Here is a 17126-nt window from a genome sequence, read left to right as displayed (position 1 = left end):
CGTGCCCTGCGAGACATACTGACGAAATGCACTGGTCTTCAAACAACCCATTGTTGAACCTGCTCTCCCAGCGTGTCGTCGTCATCGACGGCGCCATGGGCACCAGCATCTATGCGCACGACTTGTCCGTCGAAAAGGATTACTGCGGCTGCGAGAACTGCCCGGAAGTGCTGCTCAAGACCCGGCCGGAACTGATTGAGTCCATTCACACCGACTTCCTGCGCGTCGGCGTTGATTGCGTCGAGACCAACACCTTTGGCGCGAACAAAATTGTTCTCGCCGAATTCGACATGGCCGATCAGACGCGGTCGCTTAATGCGACGGCCGCTCGGATCGCGCGCCGCGCCTGCGACGGCTTCGCCACGCCCGATCGTCCACGATTCGTACTCGGGTCGATGGGGCCTGGTACGAAGCTGCCAACGCTGGGGCATACGACGTTTGACATCCTCGAAGACAGCTACGCCGAACAAGCGCGCGGACTGCTCGATGGCGGCGTCGACGCATTCATCATTGAGACCTGTCAGGACATTCTGCAAACGAAAGCGGCGATCTGCGGCGCGACCCGCGCCATGCACGAAGCCGGCCGGCAGGTTCCCATCATCGCGCAGGTGACGATCGAAGTGACCGGCACGATGCTCGTCGGCACGGAGATTGGCGCGGCCATGACGGCGCTGGAAGCCTATCCGCAGGTGCAGGTGATCGGTCTGAACTGCGCGACCGGCCCGCAGGAGATGTCGGAGCACGTTCGGTTTCTGGGCCGCCATTGTACGCGCTATGTCAGCGTTGTGCCCAACGCCGGTCTGCCGCAACTTGTAAACGGCAGAACACATTACGCACTGACGCCAAACGAATTGGCGCGCTGGCTGAAGGAGTTCGTCGTCACCGACGGCGTCAATCTCGTCGGCGGCTGCTGCGGAACGACGCCCGCACACCTTGCCGCAGTGGTCGAAGCGGTTCATGGTCTCAAGCCCGCTCCGCGCAAACCGCTCCACCAGCCGAGCGTATCGAGCATTTACCAGGCGGTCACCCTGCGGCAGGACAACAGCTTTCTGATCGTCGGTGAACGGAGCAATACCAACGGCAGCAAAAAGTTCCGCGAGCTCCTGCTGGCCGGCGACCTCGACGGGCTGGTCGACGTCGGCCGCGAGCAGGTCAAGGAAGGCGCGCACGTGCTGGATGTGTGCGTGGACTACGTCGGGCGCGATGGCGTGCCCGACATGGATAAGCTGATCGCGCGCTATGCACAGGACGTGACCGTGCCATTGATGCTGGATTCGACCGAGTGGCAGGTGCTCGAGGCCGGCCTGAAGCGTGCCGGCGGGAAATGCATCGTCAACTCGGTGAATCTGGAAGACGGCGAAGAGAAACTCGAGCGTATCTGCCCGCTGCTCCGCAAGTACGGCGCGGCGGTGGTTGCGCTGACCATCGACGAGGATCCGACCGAGGCGATGGCCAAAACCGCCGATCGCAAGCTTGAGATCGCGAAGCGGCTGCATGATTTGCTGACCAACAAGTACGGCATCGCCGAGGAAGACATTCTGTTCGACTGCCTGACGTTCCCGGTCACGACGGGCACGGAGGCCGATCGTCGGCTCGCGTTGGAGACACTCGACGGCATCGAGCGAATCATGACGGAAATGCCGCGCTGCGGCTCGATCCTCGGATTGAGCAACGTCAGCTTCGGCTTGTCTCCGGCCGCGCGGGCCGTACTGAACAGCGTGTTTCTTCACGAAGCGATGCAGCGTGGATTGACTGCGGCGATCGTGCATGCGAGCAAGATTCTGCCGCGGACGAAGATTTCCGATGAACGATGGAACACGGCGTTGGATTTGCTCTACGACCGGCGGCGCGAGGGCTACGACCCGTTGCAGGCGTTCATTCAGCTTTTTGGTGAGGGTGAGAAACTCGGCGCGGAGAAGAAGTCCAACGCCTACTTGCCCGTGGAAGAGCGGCTGAAGCAGCGGATCATCGACGGTGATCGCATCGGTCTGGAGAAAGATCTCGACGAGGCGATGCAGCGCCACAAGCCGCTGGAGATTATCAATACGATCCTGCTCGACGGCATGAAAGTCGTCGGCGACTTGTTTGGCGCGGGCAAGATGCAATTGCCGTTCGTGTTGTCCAGCGCCGAGACGATGAAGGCCGCCGTTGCCTTTCTCGAACCGCACATGGAGCGCGTGCAGGGCGACAGCAAGGGCACCATTGTCCTTGCCACCGTCAAGGGGGACGTGCACGACATCGGCAAGAATCTTGTCGATATCATTCTGACCAACAACGGCTACACGGTGCACAATCTCGGCATCAAGCAGCCGATCGCCAACGTGATCGAGGCCTTCGAGAAGCACCGGGCCGACGCCATCGGGCTGTCGGGCCTGCTCGTGAAATCTACGCTTGTCATGCGCGACGACCTGATCGTGCTGAACGAGCGCGGCCTGACCATGCCCGTGATCCTCGGCGGCGCGGCGCTGACGCGCAGCTACGTCGAGGACGACCTGCGCGGCATCTACAAAGGTCCGCTCGCCTACGCGAAGGACGCCTTCGACGGCCTCGCCCTGATGAACCGGCTCGCAGACGGCAAGCCGCTGGTGGAAGCCGACGCACCTGTTGCACCGCGGCGCAAGACCGGCACAGGCGTGCCCGTACCGCTCGGCGTGGAAGCGCCGCCGCGCAGCGGCGTGGCGACGACCAACCCCATTCCGCAGCCGCCCTTCTGGGGCTCGCGCGTGATCGAGAAGATTGATCTGCAAACCGTGATGCCGTACATCAATGAAAAAATGCTTTTCGGCGTCCAATGGCAATACACACCGGCCGGTCGCAATAAGGATGAATACGACGATTACATTCGCCGTGAGGTGCGCCCGATTCTGCACGACCTCGCCCGCCGCTGCGCGAAGGAGAAAATTCTCGTGCCGCAGGCAATCTATGGTTACTGGCCGTGCAACAGCGACGGCCCTGATCTCATTGTGTACGCCCCCCCCGCCGACGGTTCGCCACCGGCGCGGGGGCGCGAAATCATGCGCTTCCGCTTCCCCCGTCAACCGACGCCGCCTTATCTATGCCTCTCCGATTTCTGGCGCCCGCTCGAAAGTGGTGAGACCGATGTCGTTGCATTTCACATCGTCACAGTAGGCCGCGCCGCCAGCGACGTGGCGCGGCAGTGGTTTGAGAAAAACCTGTATCGCGACTATCTGCATTTGCACGGTCTGGGGGTCGAGGCGGCCGAGGCGCTGGCCGAGTACATGCACAAGCAGATTCGCATGGAACTGGGTATCGCCGATGACGACGAACGCGATGTCCGGGCCCTGTTCCGGCAGGGTTATCGCGGTAGCCGCTACAGCTTCGGTTACCCCGCCTGTCCGAACCTCGAGGACCAGGCGAAGCTCTGGCCGCTCCTTGAACCGGGGCGGATCGGCATCGAATTGAGCGAGGAGTATCAACTCGAACCCGAACAAAGCACCAGCGCGATCATCACGCACCACCCCGAGGCGAAGTACTTCACGATCAAAGGCGCGCGGGTGGACGAGCAATTGGAACAGCGGCTGGATGTTTCGCCGTCGTAGCGAACAAGCACCTGCTTGACAAAGCACACTACCACCGGAGCACTGTCCGCCGTTCCGACGTCGGATTGACGGGTGTTGGTAGCGCTTGTGTTTCAATCCGAACCGCGATCAGTGCCGATTGTCGAGTGGCCTTGGCCGGGCAGGTCTGCTATCATTGGGCTTGGCAAGTTGCCGCCAGCGCCGATCGCCAGAACAGCTTCGCGAGATGATGAAGGGACGAATGCTGAAGCTCCTCGCCCGCACCCTTAGCTGCATTCAAACGCATTCAGCGCATTGCTGGATGTCACTGGTTTGCTGTTTCCTGCTGGTCTTGGGCGTGCCCGCGCTGTGGGGTTCAATATCGCCCAGCGTGGTACGCGCCGCGCAAACCGGATCAGAAGAAGAATCTCGGCCGACGAATCTCAACGAGATCAAAGAAGAAGCCCCGCGGCCCCGCGACGAGGAGTTTCATCACCGGTACTGCGACGTCGGCCAAAAGCCACCGTGGCGCCCAGCCGGAACGGACGTGTCTGGGAGGCATCTTCCGGAGATTGTGGCGGCCGAACACGACCTGCGCAACGGCTTGGGCGCTCCCCTACTGTGTTGATGCCTGCGCGGTTCCGCCGGGGCGCCGATCGCGACGAGGTTGTTTGGTTGTTCACGCCGCGACGAATCCCGTGCATCGCAACCGCTGACGGGCCTTCCGCCGGCCCGTTTTCCCTGACCGGCCCCCTACCCTTGAGCTGGTTCACAAACTCGTTGCAGATTCGCGGTCCATGCCGCGCTGTTGCTTTTCACGACGAAGCGACCAACATCACCGCGACAAGGAGTTCAGCAGTAATGGATAAGATCCTTCAAGGCGTCCGTCATTTTCACGACAAGGTGTTTCCCGCCAAAAAGGCGCTGTTTCAAAAGCTCGCCAAGCAGCAGCGGCCCCGCGCTCTGTTCATCGCGTGCAGCGACTCGCGCGTGCACCCCAACCTGATCACGCAGACAGATCCCGGTGAACTGTTCATCATGCGGAACCCCGGCAACATGGTGCCGGCCTACCACGCCGGCGACGACAGCGAATCGGCCACCATCGAGTTCGCCGTCGCCAAACTCGATGTCATCGACATCATTGTCTGCGGCCATTCCGATTGCGGTGCGATGAACGCCCTGATGCAACCGACGCCCCTTACCGGCCTGCCGGCGGTCGCTTCGTGGTTACGTCACGCCGAAGGGACTCGGCGCGTCGTCTCGACGAATTACGGGCACCTGCCGCTCAAGCAACAGGTGAGGCTCGCCATCGAGCGCAACGTGCTCATTCAGCTGGACAACCTTCGGACGCATCCGTCGGTCGCGGCCAAACTGACGGCGGGCAATCTGCGACTTCATGCGTGGACGTACGACATCGCGACCGGGGATGTGGCTGCCTATGACTGCGTTTCCAATCAGTTCCGTTCGCTCACACAACGCGGTCAGACGGCGCAATCCGCAAAGCGCGCACGGAGGAGTCGATGAGCGCAGCGCATGCTGACACCACCCCGCCGCTCCAATCGGCGAACGGCGTAGCGCCCCGGTTCAGCGCCGCCACACTTGGGCGGGACCTGCTGGCGTCGATTGTCGTCTTTCTTGTCGCCCTGCCGCTTTGCATGGGTATCGCCATCGCATCGGGCGTCGAGCCGGCGGCCGGCATCATCACCGGCATTGTCGGCGGCATCGTCGTCGGCCTGCTCGCCGGCGCGCCGCTTCAAGTCAGCGGCCCGGCGGCCGGCCTAAGCGTCATGATATACGAGATCGTGCAGCGAGAGGGGCCGAAGGAACTCTCCGGCGTTGCGATCCTCGGCACGATCGTGCTGATCGCCGGCACGGTGCAACTGCTCGCGGGGGTTCTGAAACTCGGCCAGTGGTTCCGCGCCGTGTCGCCCGCGGTGATTCGCGGAATGCTCTCGGGCATCGGCGTGCTCATTTTCGCCAGTCAGTTCCACGTCATGGTGGACGATGCTCCGAAGGGAAGCGGCTTGGCCAATTTAATCTCAATACCGGAAGCCGTTTGGAAAGGAATCGTCCCGATGGATGATTCGCCGCATCATTTCGCGGCACGCGTTGGTGCACTGACGATCGTGGTCATCTTGCTGTGGCGACTCGTACCGAAACAGGTTCGGGGCATTCCCGGCCCACTCGTTGCCGTTTTGCTGGCAACGTTTGTCACCTACCTGTCGGGCATCCAGATCAATCTCGTGCCGCTACCCGACAACCTTGCGGAATCCATCCGCTTTCCCGGCGTCGCCCAACTCAAAGGACTGCTGGATGGTCAGATTATTCTGGCCGGACTCGCCGTCGCCTTCGTGGCCAGCGCCGAAACACTCCTGTGCGCCACGGCCGTGGATCGATTGCACTCCGGCCCCCGATGCAAATACGACAAAGAACTTGCTGCGCAGGGCGTCGGCAACATGATCTGCGGCCTGCTTGGCGCGTTGCCGATGACGGGAGTCATCGTTCGCAGCGCTGCCAACATCGATGCCGGCGCTCGGACCCGCGCCTCGGCCATCCTTCACGGAATCTGGCTGCTGCTTTTTGCCGCCGCCCTGCCGTGGGTGCTGCGCATGATTCCCACCGCCAGCCTGGCCGGCATTCTCGTCTTCACGGGCTGGAAGCTGGTCGACATCAAGGCCATCCGCGATCTGCGACAGTACGGCCGCAGTGAAGTGTGGATCTTTCTCGCCACGCTCGGCTCGATCGTAGTCGCCGATCTGTTGACCGGCGTGCTCGTCGGCGTCGGGCTTTCCGTTGCGAAACTGCTTTACATGTTCTCGCATCTCGACGTGCGCGTGGACGATCAATTCGGGCGCAACCGCACGCAGATGTACCTGCGCGGCGCGGCCACCTTCATGGCACTCCCCAAGCTGGCGTCGGCGCTGGAGACGATCCGCCCAAACACCGAGCTGCACGTTCATCTCGAACGGCTGGACTACATCGACCACGCTTGCCTCGATTTGTTGATGAACTGGGAAAAGCAGCACGAGACTACCGGTGGTCGCCTGGTAATCGATTGGGAATCGCTGACCGCGAAGCTGCACCGGCAGGAGCAGGAGACCGACGAAGGCGAGCCGCCCGCGCCGGCGGCCTCACGCACGCTGGAAGCCATCGCGGTCCAGCGAAATCGGGAGAACGCGGGCACCACCGGGCGCTGACGCGTTGCGTGGCCTGATCAGGCCTCGTAGGCCGAGACCGCCAGCGTATCGTTCTGCCCCCCGAAGCCGAAGGAGTTGCTTAGGCACGTGCGCACGGTCGTCTTGCGCGGGGCGTTCGGCACATAGTCGAGATCGCACTCGGGATCGGGCGTCTCGTAGTTCATCGTCGGCGGCAGAACTTGATCGCGAATTGCGAGCACGCAGGTGATGAGTTCGCACGCGCCGGCCGCGGCGATCAGGTGACCGAGCATTGATTTCACGCTGCTGACGGGGACCTTCTTCGCGTGTTCGCCGAAGACGCCCTTGATGGCGAGCGTTTCGATCTTGTCGTTCTCGCTCGTGCCCGTGCCGTGGGCCGATATGTAATGGATGTCAGTCAGGCTCAATCCGGCGTCGGCCATCGCGCCGCGCATGGCGGCGATCCCTCCGCGGCCGTCCTCGTGAATGTCCGTGATGCGAAACGCGTCGGCGGTCGAACCGAAGCCGACCACCTCGCAAAAGATCCGCGCCCCGCGCGCCTTGGCGTGCTCCAGTTCTTCGAGAATGAGCATGCCCGCGCCCTCACCGAGAACGAAGCCGTCGCGCGTGCGATCAAACGGGCGCGACGCGGTGATGCACGAGTCGTTTCGCGTCGAGAGCGCGGTGAGGCGGTTGAAGCCGGTGACGCCGAACGGGTGAATCATGCTGTGACACCCGCCGGAGATCATGATCTTCGCATCGCCGCGGCGGATCAGGTTGGTCGCCTCGCCGATGGCTTGCGTGCTGGCGGCACAGGCCGTCAGGGTGTTGAAATTCGGGCCTTCCACTCCGAAGAGTTGCGCGATGTGCCCTGCGGCCATGTTGGGATCCTGCTCGGCCTCCACGATTTCACTTAGCCGCTTGTAAGCGACTTCGGCCCAGCGTTGGGCATCCAGATCATTCTTTGCATAATCCCAACCATCGACGGCGGCCGCGGTGAAGTTGTCAAAGTCCATCGGTCCCTCGCCGCCGCCGAGATAAACGCCGATCTGCGTCTTGTCGATCGACGGAGTATTTTGCAGACCGGCCGATTCCCACGCCATCTTCGCCGCGGCCAAGGCGAAGCCCGCTTGTCGGCTGACGGTCTTGTGGTGCTCGTAGTCGGCGCCGAGAAACTTCTCGAGGTCGAAGTTCTTCACCTCCGCCGAAAACTGCGTCGGGAACGTCGACGCATCGAAGATGGTCGTCGGCGCGATGCCGCTTTCGCCCTTCAGAATTCGCGCCCAAGCCGTCTCGATGTCGTGCCCGAGCGGTGTGATCCAACCCATGCCGGTGATGACCACGCGCTTATCCGCTCGATTTCGCTTACCGCTCGCGCTCATTCCTGATACCTCCGGATCGCCAAGGCCGCCGTCTGCCCGCCGGACAGCGCCGCCGCGGCCGACAGCACGAGGTCCGCACGGCAATCGGTCGGATCACCCCGCACCACGTTCAGATTGCACGCCGGATCAACCTTCGCGGTGTTCAGCGATGGCGGAATCACACCGCGCTTCAACGCCATGATGGCCACCGCCAGATCAATCGCGCCGCTGCCGGCGCCGTTATTGCCAATCGATCCTTTTGTCGCCAGCACCGGCACCGATTTGGCGCGATCACCGAGGACCGCGTGAATCGCGGCCGCTTCCGAGGCATCGTGCGCCGTTGTACCAATGCCGGGCGTATTCACAAGGCCCACTTGCTCCGGCGTCGCGCCGGCGTCCGCAAGCGCCTTGCGCATCGCAATCGCGATCGCGCGGCCGTCGGCTTGAGGCGTCAGCCAGTGGCTCGCATTGGTTGCCGCGCCGAATCCGATCAGTTCCGCGTATATCTTCGCGCCGCGTTTTTTTGCGTGTTCCAGCTCTTCGAGGATAAGCAAGCCTCCGCCCTCGCTGATGACCGTGCCCTTGCGCGACGTGTCAAAGGGGCGACAGGCCGTCGCCGGCGAATCATTCGAGTCCGTCACGAGCCGGTTCAACAGCGACTGGCGCATCAGCCCCATCGGATTGAGCTTGCTCTCGGCACCGCCGCAGATGCAGATGTCGGCCGTGCCGCGCTGAATTGTGCGATACGCTTCGCCGATCGCGAGGTGCGAACTGGCCTCGCCGCAGGTGATTGTATTGGACGGCCCCTGGCAATCGTGAACAATCGTCACGTGACAGGCCAGCATGTTCGGGAGGAACTTAAGCAGCCACAAAGGGGTAAGGTTGTTCATCCCCTCGGCGCCCCACTTCTTGAGCGAAAAGCCGCGATCGCTTGATGCGCCCGGGCGCTCGGCGGACGTCGCCAGCGCGCCAGCCAGTTCCGTCAGGTCGGCACAGATGAGACCCGCACCGATGTTCGCGCCGAAGCGCGTGTGATCGACCGTTGCAAGCCCTTCGCCTTCGCCCCGTTCAGCCATGCATTTCGTCTTGAGGCCGGCGTCCTTGACCGCGTGATAGGCCGCGACCACGGCCAATTCGATGTCGCGGGCCATGACCTTCGCCGCCTTGCGGTAGCCCTTGGGAATGGCGTCTGCGACGCGCAGCTCGCGCACTTCGCCGGCGATTTGCGAGGTAAACCTTGCCGGGTCAAATGCGGTGATGCGCCCAACGCCGCACCGCTTTTCGACCAGGGCCTCAAACGTCGGCTCGATGCCGATGCCCAGCGGGCTGACCACCCCCAGGCCGGTGATAACGACGCGTTTGCTGGACATAGCTGTCAATTCCTCGCTTGGCCGCGTAGTAACTGCCGTCCGCCGAAGGCCTCGCCGCAGGCGCTGCGCCGCGCCCGTTCATGGAGCGGCTTATGCCTTGCAGGACGCCCCTCGGCTGACATTGTAGGTGCGAAGGAGCGACTTGAAATCGTCGGTGAACACGAAATTCTCTTCGGGGAACTGCAACCCACTAAGGTTGTTGTCAATATGGGAGAAAACAATATCCACCTGCCCGATCTCGACGCCATCGGCGAACACCCGGCCAACCGTGCTGGCGGCCTCGTGCGAGACCTGCTCAATCGTTGCATCGTAGCGGAGCTGTTCGCCCGGGCGCACTTCCCGCGAGAACCGGGCACGCTTGACTTTGGCGAGAATGACCTTTTCCTTGAAATCACGCGCTTCGCCCACGAGGATGCCGGCTGTCTGGGCCATTCCCTCGACCATCAGGCTGGCGGGCATGACCGGGTAGGCCGCCCAGTGATCGTGCAGGTGCTCCTCGGCCAGGCTGACGTTCTTGATCGCAACCGCACGAACGCCCGACTCGAACTCCACGAATTTGTCGATCCAGATCCAGCGCACGGAACCTAGGCCGCCATCTTGTTGGTCACATAATTGACAATAGTCTTGACTGTAAAGAGATTCGGCATCTTGGCGACGTCGGGGTCCTTCTCGAAGCCGGAAAAGTCGGCGTGCGGCATCGCCTTCTTGAGCGTGTCCAGCCCCTTGGCCGTCATCTTGCCGCCCTCGACGTATTCCGGGTTCTGAAGAATGTCATCCGGAAACAGCTCCCCGCGCGGAATCTTGATCGAGAAGGTCTTCTCCAGGCGAAAAACGATATCCAGGAAATCGATCGATTCGGCGCCGAGGTCGCCCGTGAGCGTGGCGTCTTCCTTGATCTCATCGTCATCCACGCCCAGCGCATCGACCAATACATCCTTGACCTTGCTGAACACCTCATCACGACTCATTGCCATACCAAGCGTCCTCCCTGCGGACTTGACCGTTACACGTTCAACGCGGCCGCCGACTTCATCGCGCCCGGACCGCCCAACAACGCGAAGGTCTTCTTCGCATCGGATATCAGTCGGGCGTCCACGTCAGCCATGGCGGGGTTCGCATCCGCCAGGTTGTAATGCCGCAATCGAAACCTTGCCTTGACCATCTCTTCGGCGCCACTGCGACCGAAGGCCCTGAACTCACTCCAGTTGTCGCCCGCCTCGGCCAACTCCGCCGTCACTTCCAGCGTGCGCCCGGGTGATACGAAACTCTTGTAATTGATATTCCTCGCCTCTTCCAGCGCCACCACGCTGTGGCGAAACGCACTGCCCGCCCGCACCAGCCAAGCCGCCGATTGAACCATCGCCTCCAGCATCATCACGCCCGGCATCACCGGAAACGTCGGAAAATGGTCGGCCAGATACTCCTCGGCCAGCGTCAGCGATTTGGACGTGACGATCCTCGAGGGAAGCTCCAAACTCACGATGCGGTCGATCAGAACGAACTTCATCGACTCCTCGACGACTCCGCTAACTCGCCGCCCGGTCATAGGCGCCTTGCCTGCCCACCTTTGGAGCAGCCAGCCCGTCCGGAGTTTCCTGAATCGTGCCCTTTTAGTGGATATGCGGATGGTTTGCAAGTTGGACTTGGCGGCAATCTAGCGTTTATTTTTGCGAAGCCATGTTGTAATATGTTGCCTTCATTGAAGTTACGAACATTCGATTCCGGCATGCAGAGCACGCTGGTCCGCGAGCGCTTGAAGCTACAACCGAAGGAACTCTCGGGCAGTTTTGTTAAGGAGTTGCTGCTGCCATTCGGAGGACAGATCCGCCATGGACAAAATCAGCTCTCCTGGCCGGGACTCACCCAGCGGAAAGGGATAATCCGAACCCAGCGCGATCCGCGAAGGCCCGAAGAGATCAATCAGATATCGCAGCATGACCGGATCGTGGACGAGGGAGTCCACATAGAATCGCGCGGGGGTGCCGTCTGGTTTTCTCAAATACTCGCGCGGCGAGGCCGGGCAATTCACCGCGCAAAGATCAGGCCGCACGCGGTGCCCGTGTTCGATTCGGCCGATGCTCGACGGGAACGCCCCGCCGCCATGTGCAAAGGCGATGCGCAGACGTGGGTAGCGATCCAGAACGCCACCGAAAATAACCGAGCAGATCGCCAGCGACGTCTCCGCCGGCATGGCGACCAGCCAGGGCAGCCAGTAGCGCGGCATGCGGTCCTTGCCCATCATGTCCCAGGGGTGTACGAAAACGGCGGCGCCGAGTTTCTCGGCGGCAGCCCAGAACACCTCGATGGCTGGCTCGTCGAGGTTCCAGATGTCGGCGCGATTTGTAAAGCGATTTGCGTCGATATGCGTGCCGATCTGCACACCGCGCAATCCCAGGTCTTTCATGCACCGTTCCAACTCACGACAGGCCAGATCGGGATCCTGCAACGGCACAGTGCCCAGCCCGGCAAATCGCGTCGGATGATCGCGCACGACGGCGGCGATGTGATCGTTCAGCACGCGTGAAACCATCAACGCATCCGCCGGTTTGGCCCAATAGCTGAACATCACCGGCACGGTTGACAACACCTGCATCGTCACACCGGCGCGATCACACTCCTCGATCCGCCGCACGGGATCCCAGCAATTGTCGGTGATTTCGCGAAAGACGCGATGCCCCTGCATCATCTTCGCGCAGCAGGGTTTGTAATGATCGAGCCGAATGAAGCCGCCGTAGCCAAACTTCGCGTCGAAGTCCTCCCATTCGCGCGGGAGAATGTGAGTGTGGATGTCGATTCGATCGAGTGGCATCAGTCCGCCGCGTCAAAGCGCCTGCATCGGCTCCGGCTTCTCCACCTTCTTGCCACAGTGTTTGCACGTTCGCCGTTTGTCGTCGGCCCAGAAGTCTTTCATCGCCTGCGCGAAGTGCTGCACGATGTCCGCGCAATCAAAATGAATGTCTTCCACCACGTTGTGGCAGCCTTCGCAATAAAAGACAACGTGCTCTTTCTCCCCCGGCGGGCGGCGACGCTCCACAACCACGCCGACGGTGTTGGGAGGCCGCTGCGGCGAATGGGGCACGTTCGGCGGAATAAAGAACGTTTCGCCCTCGTGGATCACATGCTCGACGATTTTGCCTCCCTCGATCAATCGCACCTTCACGTCGCCCTTGAGCTGGTAGAAGTATTCCTCGGAATCAACGATGTGAAAGTCGTTCCGCGCGTTCGGCCCGACGATGACCATCACGAAAAAGTCGCGGCCGTCATACAGGTACTTGTTCGCCACCGGCGGCTTGAAATCGGCTCGGTGCTGTTCGATCCACGCGTTTAAATCAATCGGCGGGCTCACGGGCATGGGTGGACTCCTGCAAAATCGTTCATTGATCGCTCGGCCAATGCTGACGCCCTGCCAGCGCCTTACAATAGTACCATCATGGCCCAACCTGCGGAATCACTCCCACGGACTCTCGGCGAACTCAAAGCCGCCGGCTGGCGATCTCGCACCATCAAGCAAGAGATGCACGACAACCTGCTGCGGCTGCTTGCCGCCCGCGAGACGATCTTCCCCGGAATCCTCGGTTACGACGACACCGTCATTCCCGAAATCTGCCTCGCCGTCCTTGCCCAGCACGACATGCTCTTTCTCGGCGAGAAAGGGCAGGCCAAGAGCCGTCTCATGCGCGGGCTGGTCCGCTTGCTCGACCCGGTCGTGCCCTACATCGCCGGCACCGAGTTGCACGACGATCCGATGAAGCCCATCACGCGCGAGGGACGCCGTCTGCTCGAAGCCGAAGGCGACCGCACGCCGATCGCGTGGTGGCCGCGTGAGCATCGCTATGCCGAGCGGCTCGCACCAGGCACGAAGTTCGCCGACGTGATCGGTGAGATCGATCCGGCGCGGCTGGCGGCGGGGACAAGCATGAGCGCCGAGGAAGCATTGCACTTCGGGCTGATCCCGCGCATGAATCGTGGCATCTTCGCGATGAACGAAGTGCCGGAGCTGGACGAACTCGTACAAGTCGGACTCTTCAACATTCTCGAAGAGCGCGACGTGCAGATTCGCGGCTATCCGGTGCGGTTCGATCTCGATATCGCGATTCTCTTCTCCGCCAATCCATCGACCTACAACCGCAGCGGCAAAGTCATCCCGCAGCTGAAGGATCGCATCGGCTCACTGATCCGCACGCACTACCCGCGCGAGCGCGAAATCGGCATCGCGATCATGGAGCAGGAGGCGGGAATCCCGCTCAAGGAGGGCGAAAATGATCGCCCCGCCCACGCGCTGCGGCCCGAAGTTCGCGTGCCCCTGTTCATGAAGGAAATCTGCGAGCAGATCACCCTCGAAGCTCGCAAGTCGCCCTTTGTCGATACGCAATCCGGCGTCAGCGCCCGCTTCTCCATCGCCAACTATCGCACCATGATCGCCAGTGCCCGCCGCCGCGCCGCCGTTCTGCGCGAGCCCCACGCCGTTCCTCGCATCAGCGATCTGGGCCACCTCGCCGCGTCCGCCATGGGCAAACTCGAACTCGACCCCATGAGCAGCCACCAGATGAGCGAGGAACAGGTCATCGACGCCGTCGTTGTCGCGGCTGTCAAGAAAGTGTTTGACGAATACTGCGACAAACACGGCTTCGATGAGATCGCCGACATCTTCGGCAAGGGCGTGACCATCGAAGTGGGTGACCTGCTGCCGTCGGCCGATTACGTCGAACGGTTGCAACGCGTCCCGCCGGTCTGGGAAAAGGCATTCGAGATCAACCCGTCACAAGACGCCGCCATGCGCGCCAGTTGCGTGGAATTTGTCTTGGCGGGATTGCACGCGCACGAGAAGATTTCGCGCTCGACCAAGCATGGAAGGATCGTGTTCAAGATGTAGGCGCGGAGTTTGCCGGGATTTTCCGATCTGTGTGCGCCATCCGACCGATTCGTTGGTCCGAGACGCCGCGGTGATGCGGCGGAACGAGCGCGAGATTCACGGCACGATGGGGTTCGACACGTCGTTTGCGAAATGACGACGTGGGCAGTTTGAACGGTTATCCCGCGAGAAAACATACCGGGACGTGATTGATTCGGCTCGGACGAACACCTCGACGGCCCAGCTCGGATCAGGTCTGCATCTTCAGCGCCATCGACTCGGCGGACGGAACACGGACGTTCCAGGCGAGGCCTAGGGCCGCGAGCGTGCGGATGATGACGTAGCTCATGTCGAACTCCCACCAGCGCAGTCCGTGGCGCGCCGACGTGGGGAAGGCGTGGTGATTGTTGTGCCAGCCTTCACCCCAACCGAGGATGCCGAAGATGAAGTTGTTGCGGCTTTCATCGTGACTGCGGAACGGGCGCGTGCCCCAAATATGGCACACGGAATTGATGCTCCACGTCACGTGATGCACGAAAAAGACGCGCACGAGTCCGCCCCAGATAAACCCCAGCAGCGCTCCGGTCCACGATTGCGAAATCACCCCGCCCAGAACGGCGGGAATGGCCATCCCGACGACGACCCACAGCGGAAACAGAATGCTCACGCGCCGAACGAGGCCGTCCTTCACGAGGTCGTTCACGTAGTTGAGCAGGTTCGGCGAGTCGGGTTTGAACATCCAGCCCATGTGGGCGTGCCACATCCCCTTGACGAGGCCGATGAAGCCGTTGCCGTGCAGGTTCGGCGAGTGCGGGTCTTCGTGTTCGTCGCTGTGCTGATGGTGTCGGCGGTGCGTCGCGACCCAGCGAAGGACCGGCCCCTGCACCGCCATGCAGCCCAGCACGGCGAGCATCAGTTTGATCAGCCGCGTGGTTTCGAATGCGCGGTGCGTAAAAAGCCGGTGGAAGCCGATGGTGATTCCCAGGCCGGTCATGCCGTACATGCCGACAAAAAGACCCATGTGCAGCCAGTCAAACCCCCTGCCCCACATGAGCGCGACGGCGGTGATCAGCCCTGCGAATGGAAGAATGATGGCGATGAGATTGGTGATGCGCACCGGCAGCGAGAGGACGGGCGCGCGAGAGAGTTCCGGGATGGATTCGAGCGCGCCGGGGGCATGGCCGTGTTCGACCGGCCCGCCGACTTCGTCGCGCAACATGTCTGGGAGGATCGGGAGGAACCCAGGCTTGGGTCTTTGAGGAGCGTGTGTCAAATCGTTGATTTGATCGTTGTTGCCGTGATCGTGTTCAAGGTACGCCGGATCGGTTCGTTGCGTGGTTTGCAAGACGGTCATCCTTGTATGCGTCTCGCATCGGAATCATCGCAGGCAAGCGCGAGAACGGAAGTCGAGTCGCGCGGCGTGATCGGCGGGAAGCAGGTACTACCGGGAGGATGATAGCCCGACATCCGATTCGCCGCAACGGCTATGTCTAAAGCGATATCGGAAAAAAGGGTGCGCGGAAATGCGCGATGCTGCGTGCGACAGCGCATCGAACGGAGAGGGGGGGATTCGAACCCCCGGTACAGTGTTACCCGTACGACGATTTAGCAAACCGTTGCTTTAAGCCACTCAGCCACCTCTCCGGTGCGGGCGATTTCGCCCAAGGCGACCCGCTTCGGTGCCGCCCCGTGTGGTTTTTCATTCTATGCCGCCCGTGCTCGATTGCAACCCGCGACGATCAACCCGGCGATGCTCCATGCTCGGTGCCTCAATTTTCGCGCACATTGTTAACAGCAGGCGTTGACGGCGAGGCCGTACCGGCTGCGCGGAGGAGCCGATCGCGTACGGCCCGCCAGATTTCCGAATCGGGCGGCAGCGTCGCAACGATCAGATCCAACCGGGCCGCGTCCAGCTCGTGCAACGCCGCGTAGAGCCGAGCGGCATACGATGCCGCGTCAGCCGGCATATCCATCACCGCCGCGATGGAGTTGCCTTTCGCCGTCGCCGCGACGGAACGCTCCTCTGTCCAGCGTAACCACCCGACACGCCGGCCCGCCTGCACTTCCGCCTCGACCATCGCACCGGCCGCTGCTCCCTCACAACAAATCAGGCGCGTACGCGGCGCATAATGACGAGCCATTTGGCCGGGTGAGGAAAACGCTTCATTGTCCGCGATCGACGCCGCTCCGATTGTGATCGGACCGCATGCGTCGCACAACGCATCAACCGTGATCGCCCCCGGGCGCAGCAACCTCGGCGGCTGCGTCGTCATATCAACGATTGTGGACTCCAGCCCCACCTGCGCCGGACCGCCGTCGAGGACCAGGTCAATCCGACCGTCCAGCGATTGGAGCACGTGCTGCGCCGTGGTCGGTGAAAGCTGCTCGGAGAGGTTTGCACTGGGCGCGGCGATCGGGCAACCAGCCGTCTTCAGGAGTGCCATTGCAACGGCATGGCTCGGACAGCGTAGTGCCACCGTGTCTCGGCCGGCGGTCACGATGTCCGGTACGCACGAGTGCTTTTTCACGACGAAGGTAATCGGCCCCGGCCAGTAGCGCTCGGCGAGCGCCTCGACCACCGGAGACCAGTGCGCTGCCAGCTCGCGCGCCTGTTCCATGGACCGGACGTGCACGATGACCGGATTGCGCGATGGCCGCCCTTTGGCCTCGTAGATCCGACGGACTGCTTCGGCGTTGAGCGCGTCGGCCCCGAGACCGTAGACCGTTTCAGTCGGAAAGGCAACCAGTCCCCCGGCGCGGAGAACATCGGCCGCCTCGCGCAAGACCGCCGGCTCGGGCGAATCGGGACTTACAGACAGAAGTCTTGTTTTCACGAATCGCCCGCCTGTGACCACCCACTTTTACGGCGT

At 62.0% G+C, this 17126-nt stretch carries 14 protein-coding genes and 1 tRNA gene; 5 read left to right on the top strand and 10 right to left on the bottom strand.

Translation table 11 applies throughout. From position 1 onward, the window contains the following. Positions 1 to 26: 26 nt before the first annotated feature. The 4 genes from metH to HRU71_00610 all read left to right on the top strand — a co-directional run bounded on the left by metH (position 27) and on the right by HRU71_00610 (position 6715). Positions 27 to 3560 (top strand): methionine synthase, encoded by a 3534-nt coding sequence (metH, locus tag HRU71_00625; GenBank protein ID QOJ02081.1) that lies wholly within the window; start codon positions 27 to 29, stop codon positions 3558 to 3560. Between the two features lie 220 nt (positions 3561 to 3780). Next, on the top strand, positions 3781 to 4146 hold the full coding sequence (locus HRU71_00620; protein ID QOJ02080.1) for a hypothetical protein: 366 nt from the start codon (positions 3781 to 3783) through the stop codon (positions 4144 to 4146). 233 nt (positions 4147 to 4379) lie between these two features. Beyond that, on the top strand, positions 4380 to 5042 hold the full coding sequence (locus HRU71_00615) for a carbonic anhydrase (GenBank protein QOJ02079.1): 663 nt from the start codon (positions 4380 to 4382) through the stop codon (positions 5040 to 5042). Then, on the top strand, positions 5039 to 6715 hold the full coding sequence (locus HRU71_00610) for a SulP family inorganic anion transporter (GenBank protein QOJ02078.1): 1677 nt from the start codon (positions 5039 to 5041) through the stop codon (positions 6713 to 6715). Before HRU71_00615 ends, HRU71_00610 begins: the two co-directional genes overlap by 4 nt. Before the next feature lie 17 nt (positions 6716 to 6732). Here HRU71_00610 and HRU71_00605 read toward each other — a convergent pair whose 3' ends face one another. The 7 genes from HRU71_00605 to nbaC form a co-directional block, all read right to left on the bottom strand. Beyond that, complete coding sequence (locus HRU71_00605; protein QOJ02077.1) at positions 6733 to 8055, bottom strand: beta-ketoacyl-[acyl-carrier-protein] synthase family protein; 1323 nt, start codon at positions 8053 to 8055, stop codon at positions 6733 to 6735. Continuing rightward, positions 8052 to 9404: a beta-ketoacyl-[acyl-carrier-protein] synthase family protein gene (locus HRU71_00600; GenBank protein QOJ02076.1), complete on the bottom strand. Its 1353-nt coding sequence runs from the start codon at positions 9402 to 9404 to the stop codon at positions 8052 to 8054. The genes HRU71_00605 and HRU71_00600 overlap by 4 nt, the downstream gene beginning before the upstream one ends. 90 nt (positions 9405 to 9494) lie before the next feature. Beyond that, on the bottom strand, positions 9495 to 9983 hold the full coding sequence (locus HRU71_00595) for a beta-hydroxyacyl-ACP dehydratase (GenBank protein QOJ02075.1): 489 nt from the start codon (positions 9981 to 9983) through the stop codon (positions 9495 to 9497). A gap of 5 nt (positions 9984 to 9988) precedes the next feature. Continuing rightward, positions 9989 to 10378 carry an acyl carrier protein gene (locus tag HRU71_00590; GenBank protein QOJ02074.1) on the bottom strand — a complete coding sequence of 130 codons (390 nt, stop codon included), beginning with the start codon at positions 10376 to 10378 and terminating at the stop codon, positions 9989 to 9991. A 29-nt stretch (positions 10379 to 10407) separates the two neighbouring features. Beyond that, a complete protein-coding gene (locus tag HRU71_00585) occupies positions 10408 to 10911 on the bottom strand; it encodes a polyketide synthase dehydratase domain-containing protein (GenBank protein QOJ02073.1) in 504 nt (167 codons plus the stop codon). Positions 10912 to 11163: 252 nt separating this feature from the next. Continuing rightward, on the bottom strand, positions 11164 to 12213 hold the full coding sequence (locus tag HRU71_00580; protein ID QOJ02072.1) for an amidohydrolase: 1050 nt from the start codon (positions 12211 to 12213) through the stop codon (positions 11164 to 11166). A gap of 12 nt (positions 12214 to 12225) precedes the next feature. Next, entirely contained in the window at positions 12226 to 12756 is a 531-nt protein-coding gene (gene nbaC, locus HRU71_00575; GenBank protein ID QOJ02071.1) for a 3-hydroxyanthranilate 3,4-dioxygenase, read from the bottom strand. Positions 12757 to 12834: 78 nt separating this feature from the next. Between nbaC and HRU71_00570 the strand changes: the two genes are divergently transcribed. Further along, entirely contained in the window at positions 12835 to 14277 is a 1443-nt protein-coding gene (locus HRU71_00570) for a magnesium chelatase (protein QOJ02070.1), read from the top strand. A 229-nt stretch (positions 14278 to 14506) separates the two neighbouring features. Here HRU71_00570 and HRU71_00565 read toward each other — a convergent pair whose 3' ends face one another. The 3 genes from HRU71_00565 to HRU71_00555 all read right to left on the bottom strand — a co-directional run bounded on the left by HRU71_00565 (position 14507) and on the right by HRU71_00555 (position 17090). Then, positions 14507 to 15475 carry an acyl-CoA desaturase gene (locus HRU71_00565; protein QOJ04876.1) on the bottom strand — a complete coding sequence of 323 codons (969 nt, stop codon included), beginning with the start codon at positions 15473 to 15475 and terminating at the stop codon, positions 14507 to 14509. 336 nt (positions 15476 to 15811) lie between these two features. Continuing rightward, positions 15812 to 15900, bottom strand: a tRNA-Ser gene (locus tag HRU71_00560). A 125-nt stretch (positions 15901 to 16025) separates the two neighbouring features. After that, entirely contained in the window at positions 16026 to 17090 is a 1065-nt protein-coding gene (locus HRU71_00555) for a threonylcarbamoyl-AMP synthase (protein QOJ02069.1), read from the bottom strand. Positions 17091 to 17126: the final 36 nt, after the last annotated feature.

It is taken from the genome of Planctomycetia bacterium, from assembly GCA_015200345.1.
Taxonomy (GTDB): domain Bacteria; phylum Planctomycetota; class Phycisphaerae; order UBA1845; family UTPLA1; genus PLA3.
This window is presented reverse-complemented; position numbering and strand designations above follow the sequence as displayed.